Genomic DNA, 7,191 nt, shown 5'->3' with positions numbered 1-7,191 from the left:
CTGGTTCCCCACCCGCCCGTCACACTCTCGACGCTGGTCAACTCGCTCAAAGGCGTCTCCGCTCGGCTGCTGCGCAAGGAGTACACCGCTCATGTCCGCCGCTATCTCCGGGGCGGGCATCTCTGGTCACCCAGCTACTTCGCCGCCCCCTGCGGCGGCGCACCCTTGTCGATCACCAAAGACTACATCGATAACCAGAAACGACCAGGCTGAGCCGCTCACGCACACCAGCCGTCACAGCACCGCCCATGCCTGCAGACCCTCCCGCGCTGCCGTTTCCTCCCGCGCGTAACGCCCGGGGTTCCACGCCAGATTCGGCTGAAAGTCACGATGGCCCGGTACGTCGCGTGCTGAGCAAGTATGATCTTCTCGCGCGAAGCTGCATCGCCTCTCCGACAGAAAGCCCATTGATGAGCCACGATCGCTCCGACATTGCCGCGAAGATTCAGCCAGAGGTCCCGCACGCCGCCCGTATTTGGAACTACTGGATGGGCGGCAAGGACAACTTTGCGGCCGACCGTGCCGCGGGTGATGCTGTGGCGAAGGTCTACCCAGAGATCGTCCAGATGGCAGTGCAGTCGCGCCGGTTTCTCATCCGGGCGGTGCGTTACCTCGCAGCCGAGGCCGGGATCTCCCAGTTCCTCGACATCGGCACGGGCCTGCCGACGATGCAGAACACCCACGAGGTCGCCCAGGCCCTCGACCCCACCGCACGCATCGTTTACGTCGACAACGACCCACTGGTGCTCGTACACGCCCGCGCGCTGCTCAAGAGCACCTCGCCCGAGGGCGTGACCGCCTACATCGACGGCGATTACCACGCACCCGAGCTGATCATCTCGGAGGCCCGCAAGGTCCTCGACTTCACCAGACCGATCGCCGTGATGTTCATGGGCGTTCTCGGCTACGTGGAAGATCTGCAGGTGATGCGCTCGATCATCGACCAGGTCGTGCAGGCAGTGCCATCCGGCAGCGCCATGGTGCTGTGGGACGGTACGGCGACGGGGGAGGCGGTTGCCGAGGGCAGCGACAAACTGGCCGAGAGCGGAGCGGTCCCGTACTATCTGCGCTCGCTGGAGGAACTGGCCGAGTGCTTCGACGGGCTGAACCTGGTGGAGCCGGGGCTGGCGCCGATCACGCATTGGCGGCCGGAGGGCGAGGAGAAAGCGCCGTTCATCGACGCGCACGGCGGTGTGGCCCTCAAACCGTGACCACACTCCGACAGTCTGCATAGGCTGGCTGAAGGCCCCGTCTGGAGTCGGGGATGTCGGTGCCGAGGCGGGGTAAGTGGGTGCGACCGGCCGCGGCCAGCGCAGGTGAGCTGCTCGACAGACGGAGAGAGCGTGGTCATCAGGGTTCTCCTTGCTGAAATGGCAGCAGCCGTGTCAGCGCACCGTTTTATCGTCGATCTCTGCGAGCGCGGTCCGGCCCTGTCGGCAGGTGCCGGTTGGAGAAGTCCGCGTCCACTATCCGTCAACGCTGGGCGTTCTTCGAGCCCGTGATGAGGAAGACCGCGAGTGCGGCCACGCAGAGGAAGGCCGCCGCTCCGAAACTGGCCACGTTGAAGCCGTGAACGGCCGCCTGGGCGGCTGAGGTGGGATGCGCGTGGAGATGGCCGGCGGCGGCCGTCCCGGCGATCGTGCTGAGCAGGGCGGTGCCGAGGGAGGCGCCGATCTGCTGAGAAGTCATGACCGTGGCGCCGGCTACGGCGGTGTCGGCTCCGGCACCGAAGGTCGCGGTGCTGTTGGCGGTGACCAGTACCCACCCGGCCCCGAGGCCGACCAGTACGAAGACTGGGAGCACGTGCAGCCAGTAGCCGCTGTCGACCCGCAGGAGCCCGAGCAGCACGAGACCGGCCGCGATCGTCAGCAGCCCGGGGCTGAGAAGCAATCGCACCGGCACGCGCATCAGCAGCCGGCTCACCACCCGTACACCCACCATGAGCCCAGCGGTGAGGGGCAAGAAGGCCAGGCCCGCTCTGACCGGCGAATAGCCGAGCACGTTCTGCAGATAGAAAGTGAGGAAGAACAGCGCGGCGAACATGCCCATCGCCAAGCTCAACACCGCTAGATAGGAACCGCCCCGACGCCGGTCCAGGACCACCCGCAGCGGCAGCAGCGGCCCGGCGACCCGACGTTGCACCCAGACGAACGCGGCCAGCGCCAGGACGCCGACGGTCAGCGACCCGACAGTGCTCGCCGCGCCCCAGCTGTCGGATTCGGCTCGGGCGAAGCCGAAGACCAGGGCCATCAAGCCGGTGGTGACCAGCAGTACCCCGGCGATGTCGACCCGTACCCCAGTCGCGCGTGGCGCGGGACGGACGGCATAGAGCACCCCAACTCCGGCGACGAGGGCGATGGGCAGGTGCACGTACAGGCACCAGCGCCAGTCGAGGTAGTTGTTGAGCACCCCGCCGAGCACGACGCCCAGGCCGGAGGAGCTGCCCATGACAGTGCCGTAGATCCCGAACGCCTTGCCGCGCTCGGCGGGCGCGGGGAAGGTGGCGGCGAGGGTCGCCAACACTGACGGGGTCAGCAACGCCCCGAAGATGCCCTGCAGGGCCCGGGAGGTGAGCAGCATCGCCGGGCCGGTCGCCGCGCCGCCAAGCGCGGAGGCCAGGGCGAACCCGGTCAGCCCGATCATCAGGCTGTGCCTGCGGCCGATGAGATCCGACAGCCGGCCGCCCAGGAGTAGCGGGCCGCCGTAGCCCAGGGCGAAGATCGTGATCACCCACTGGCGGGCTGGATCCGACAGTTCCAGCGATCTCTGCACGGACGGCAGCGCGATATTCATGATCGTCATATCGATGCCGATCATCAGCTGGGCCGTCGCGACCGTGGCCAGCGCCCACCAGCGCCGAGGGTCGGGCGAGGCTGCGTCGGTGGGATGCCGGGTGGAGCCGGTTGTGGTGGTCATGGCTAGAACATTCCGTTGTGGTTGACGGCGGTCTCGGGGATTGGCTGCATGACGTCCCAGTGCTCGACGATCTTTGCGTTCGCGTCGAGCCGGAAGATGTCGACGATGGCCGTGCCGAGTTGTCCTGGCACGCGCACGCCGTGCACGTGCGCGATGACGAAGTCGCCTTCGGCGAAGATGTTCTTGACCTCGGCGCGCAGCGCGGGAAAGTCCCTGCGCAACTGGCCGAGGAAGGCGTCGAAGCCCTCTATCCCGTCCGCGATCCGGGGGTTGTGCTGCACGTACCGGTCGCCGATGAGCTTGGATGCGGCGGCGAAGTCCTTCTGGTTCAGGCCCACCTCGTAGAAGGCCAAGACGGTCTGCTTGTTGATTTCGAGCTTCGGATCCATGTCGTCTCCCATAAGTGAACAACCGTAGCGCTACGACTGTAGGGCAACGATTGTTGCAATACAATATGGATCATGGACGCCGCATCTTCGCCCTCGTCCCCGCCGGCTTCCCCCACGCGGGGCCGCAATCCGCGTGGTCAGGGGGAACGGCTACGCCGCGACATCGTCGACGCCACCCTGCGGATGCTGGATGAGCTGGGGGACGATGAGGCGCTGTCCCTGCGCGCCGTCGCTCGTACGGTGGGCATCGCGGCGACCTCGGTCTACATTCACTTCGCCGACCGCGACGCGCTGGTCTTCGCCGCGCTGGAGCAGTGCACCCGAGACCTCATGCGCGCCCTGGATCAGGCCGAGTCGGCGGCAGGCGACCCGGTGGCGCGGCTACGAGCGCGCATGTTGTTTCTGGGGACCTGGGTCGGCGATCACGCGGGCCTGTACAAGGTGCTGCATGAGAGCACGCTCAACCGGCGCAAGCATCTGGCGTTCAAGGAGGAGCTGGGAACGCGCACCACGGCTGCTGTTCAGCGGTGCATGGACGCAGGGCTCGCACCTGCCGGCGCGGCCGCCGCGGTCGCGCTCGACCTGCGCGCAGCAGTGCACGGCGCGGTGTCGATGCGGGTGAACGAACCGGGCCTGACGCTACCGCCCTTGGAGGACCAGGTCGACCGGTTCCTCATCAAGCTCGTCGGCGTGAGCCTTGCGAAGAAGTAAAGTGCAGGCAGCCGCCGCGAGCTAGTTGATCGCTCCGCGTAGATCAACGCCGCAGCGGCCGACGCCGGGATCGGCCAGGTGCTCGCCGAGCTGTGGGCGCGCGCGCGCCGAGGACCTGGAACCGCAACGTGCTGCTGTCGCCTCGCGGCTCATCTGGTGCCGCACCCGAGTGGCACTGGGTTGCGCCGTCGGTCCCGGGTGACGCCGAACGCCGCAAGGTCGGCGAAACGTCCGCGCGGCTATAGGTTGGTGCCCGGCCTGCCGACGACGGTCGCCTGCGAGCGTCCATCCCCTGGACCCCCGAAGGCTCAACAGTCCAAGCGAAGGTGGCTGTCACCGCACCCGAGAGCCGGCGCGAAAGACCGCGCGAACATCGCATAGGGAGGCGGGGTCCTGGATGGGGTCGCCGCCGATGACGAGGAGATCGGCATCGGCGCCGGCACGGATGCGGCCCTTGCGGCCCTCGACACCGCAGGCGATCGCTGCCTGGCTGGTCATCGCGGCCAACGACGCCACCGGAGACAAGCCCAGGTTCCTCAAATCCTCGACACTGTACGGCAGGACGTCGTGCGGCTTCGACGGAAAGATGCCGGCGTCCGTGCCAACGACCACCCGGCCGCCCAACCTCACCAGTGCGCGATGTACTCTCCGCATGCTGTCGAGTCGGGGGCTTGCGGTGTTGTTGCACCTCGAGCGGCAGCGTCCCACGTAAGCCCAACGTCAGGCTCAGGAAGGTGCCGCTACCGGCCAGACGCTCCACCAACGCAGCGTCCTCATCGATCCCGTTCTCGCCCGAAAAACTTACATGTTCCAACGTGTCCACCCCGGCGGCGAGGGCATCCGCAATCGCCTCGTTGCCATGGGCGTGAGCGGCCACCGGCAGGCCTAAACGGTGGGCCTCGTCGACGACGGTCCGCAGGTCCTCCTGGCCGTACTGCGAGACGTACGAGTGCGAACCCCGGGTCATCTGGCCGCCGCTCGCCATGATCTTGACCACCGCGCAGCCGCGGGCGTGCCGTTCGCGAACTGCGTCGATGAGCTGGTCGCGACCCTCCGCCTCGCCGTTCATGAAGTGGCAGTGCCCGCCAAACGTGGTGATCGGTGGCCCGGCGGCAAGGATCTCAGGCCCAGCCTCCGGCATCTTGAGAGTCTCCTCCGCCATTGTCAGCGCGAGAAAGTCCCGGCCGCCGAGGTCTCGGACCGTGGCGATCCCCGCAAGCAGTGCCGTGCGTGCCGCTGCCCGCATGCCCGTCAGCATCTGCTCGTCGTCCGCCGCGACGAACGACTCCACCGGGTTCTCCCCGGCATCGAAGGCCAGATGCGTGTGGGTGTCGATGACCTGGCAGAAGGCAAGCATCGGCACCCAGGTCGACCACACGCCTGTCGGACGGCCGTGAACCCGTCCGGTCCACGGCCGTGATGCGGCCTCCCCACACATGCGCCGTCGCCGGCCCCGACATCGTGAACCCGTCGAACATTGAACCGACGTGGACAGCAAATTCACCCGACGACCCGTGCGCCGGGGCGACCGCGTCCGCGCGACCGTGACGACTCACTGCAAATCCCCTCTTCAGCTTTTCGCCCAGCACCTGGTTCCACCAGACCAACACGACTCAGGCTTCAAGCAGATGACGACCGCGCCACTCCCGTGATTTACCCCTCACGGATGAAGGTTCGAAAGCAAACGCGCCCCATTGAGCTGCCGAAGCAGATTGACTGCCACCGGGCAGCCATCTCGTTGCACAGCTTCCTCTGAGCGGAAATCCCTCCGCGCACGTGGTCGCCCACCTGCTAACAAGTGCGCAGCCGGTCATGGATGCCAGAAGACGTACAGCAGCCCGGCTCACTGCTGTTGCGCACGGTGAGCATTCTTCCCCCCAGGTGGTCAGACGATGACCCATAGGAAGGGACGTCGAGATTGTGCGGGGGATGGTCGGCGAGGGGCCACTGCAGGTTCAAAGCCGCGCTCCCGGACGGCACACCGATCAAACTGGCATGCGGCCCGGAACAGCATGGTGGGTCGAACCGGCAACGGCCCGGCCAGGCGCGGGCATCAGATTCGCCTTCTCGAAACGCGGCCTCAGGCAGGCTTCACTCCTCGCACGCTGACACTTAAGCGATCCACAGCGCTGACGCCGACCGGCCGGACGGTGCCATGCTCGGACACCGGGCGGACGGTTCGGCGGGCGGGAGCGCGCTGAGTACTTCCGGGGCGGCGAGAGGATGCTACGGGTTGCGCACGGTCAGGGCGCGGTCGAGGAAAGAAGTGACGTCATCCAAGACCTCCTCTTTGTTGGTCTCGTTGAACACCTCGTGCCTGCCGCCGGAGTAGATCCGCTCCGTCAGGTCGCTCCCCCGCACGGCGTCAATCCCGTCCCGGCTGGGACCGGGCGGCACCAACTGGTCGTCTTCCCCGTGCAGCCACAACGTCGGCAGCGCCCCGAACGTACCGCCCTTGGCGATCGTGGTCAGCATCTCGGCGAATGCCTCCAGCGTGGCCCGCTTGAACGGCCCCTGCCACACCAGCGGGTCGGCGGCGGCCGCCGCTCCCACCGACGGATCGCGAGACAGCATGGCCGGGTCGAGGGGCATATCGGGAATCTCATCGAAGGAGAGCAGTGTGGACACGAGATCCCAGCGGCCGATCACAGGCCCAGACAGCACGAGCGCGGTCAGGCCGGTGCCGTAACGCTGGGCGTAGCGAGCGGCGATCATGCCGCCCATGGAGTGGCCGATCGCTACCACGGGAACGCCGGGATGATCCGCCCGGGCACGTTCCTCGAGCGCGTGCACGTCGGTGACCACGTCCTCGAAGTCCACGACCAGCGCACGGTCACCCTCTGACTTGCCGTGACCGACGTGGTCCACGCCGTAAACAGCGGCGCCATGCCGAACGAGCCGGTCGGCCACATGCTCGTAGCGGCCCATGTGCTCGCCGTAGCCGTGGATCAGGATGGCCACATAGCGCGTTTGGTCGTTGGGCCATTCTCGAACCATGTTGAGTCCTCGGACTCCGGCGACTTTGTATGTGCGTGAATCACTCATGCTCGCTCCTCGAACGAAGTCTCGATTACACAGAAGGGGCGTGGCGAGAAATCCTGATGACTTACTCGCCCCTGGCGTTATGCGGGGTTGGGGATGGTGTTTGTGGTTGTGTCGGGTTGGGGGTTGGTTG

Annotated in this window: 7 protein-coding genes and 1 pseudogene; 3 read left to right on the top strand and 5 right to left on the bottom strand. The window is 66.8% G+C overall.

What is annotated here, in order from left to right:
- Both ETD85_RS58610 and ETD85_RS58605 read left to right on the top strand, forming a co-directional pair.
- The coding region (locus ETD85_RS58610; protein WP_138698468.1) for a transposase at positions 1–213 on the top strand (213 nt) is incomplete at its 5' end.
- Positions 214–347: 134 nt separating this feature from the next.
- Positions 348–1,211: an SAM-dependent methyltransferase gene (locus ETD85_RS58605; protein ID WP_240780118.1), complete on the top strand. Its 864-nt coding sequence runs from the start codon at positions 348–350 to the stop codon at positions 1,209–1,211.
- A gap of 262 nt (positions 1,212–1,473) precedes the next feature.
- On the opposite strand, the gene ETD85_RS58600 is transcribed toward ETD85_RS58605, so the two are convergent.
- Together ETD85_RS58600 and ETD85_RS58595 are read right to left on the bottom strand one after the other, a co-directional pair.
- Positions 1,474–2,916, bottom strand: coding sequence for an MFS transporter (locus tag ETD85_RS58600; protein WP_138698467.1), 1,443 nt, complete (start codon positions 2,914–2,916; stop codon positions 1,474–1,476).
- Between the two features lie 2 nt (positions 2,917–2,918).
- Positions 2,919–3,305, bottom strand: coding sequence for a nuclear transport factor 2 family protein (locus ETD85_RS58595; RefSeq protein ID WP_206059562.1), 387 nt, complete (start codon positions 3,303–3,305; stop codon positions 2,919–2,921).
- Positions 3,306–3,377: 72 nt separating this feature from the next.
- Here ETD85_RS58595 and ETD85_RS58590 point away from each other — a divergent pair, with 72 nt between their 5' ends.
- The gene (locus ETD85_RS58590) at positions 3,378–4,016 is read left to right on the top strand and encodes a TetR/AcrR family transcriptional regulator (protein ID WP_138698465.1); all 639 of its coding nucleotides are present in this window, start codon (positions 3,378–3,380) and stop codon (positions 4,014–4,016) included.
- A gap of 333 nt (positions 4,017–4,349) precedes the next feature.
- Here the strand turns inward: ETD85_RS58590 and ETD85_RS67150 are convergent, their stop codons facing one another.
- The 3 genes and pseudogenes from ETD85_RS67150 to ETD85_RS58575 all read right to left on the bottom strand — a co-directional run bounded on the left by ETD85_RS67150 (position 4,350) and on the right by ETD85_RS58575 (position 7,061).
- Positions 4,350–4,670: an amidohydrolase family protein gene (locus ETD85_RS67150; protein WP_138698464.1), complete on the bottom strand. Its 321-nt coding sequence runs from the start codon at positions 4,668–4,670 to the stop codon at positions 4,350–4,352.
- 154 nt (positions 4,671–4,824) lie between these two features.
- Positions 4,825–5,373, bottom strand: a pseudogene (locus ETD85_RS67805) (amidohydrolase family protein); the annotation flags it as partial.
- Between the two features lie 869 nt (positions 5,374–6,242).
- Positions 6,243–7,061 carry an alpha/beta hydrolase gene (locus tag ETD85_RS58575; protein ID WP_138698463.1) on the bottom strand — a complete coding sequence of 273 codons (819 nt, stop codon included), beginning with the start codon at positions 7,059–7,061 and terminating at the stop codon, positions 6,243–6,245.
- Positions 7,062–7,191 lie beyond the last annotated feature (130 nt).

The sequence above is a fragment of the Nonomuraea zeae genome, from assembly GCF_005889725.1.
Taxonomy (GTDB): Bacteria; Actinomycetota; Actinomycetes; order Streptosporangiales; family Streptosporangiaceae; genus Nonomuraea; species Nonomuraea zeae.
The sequence above is the reverse complement of the archived record's forward strand: the minus strand, read 5'-3'. Positions and strand labels throughout refer to the sequence as shown.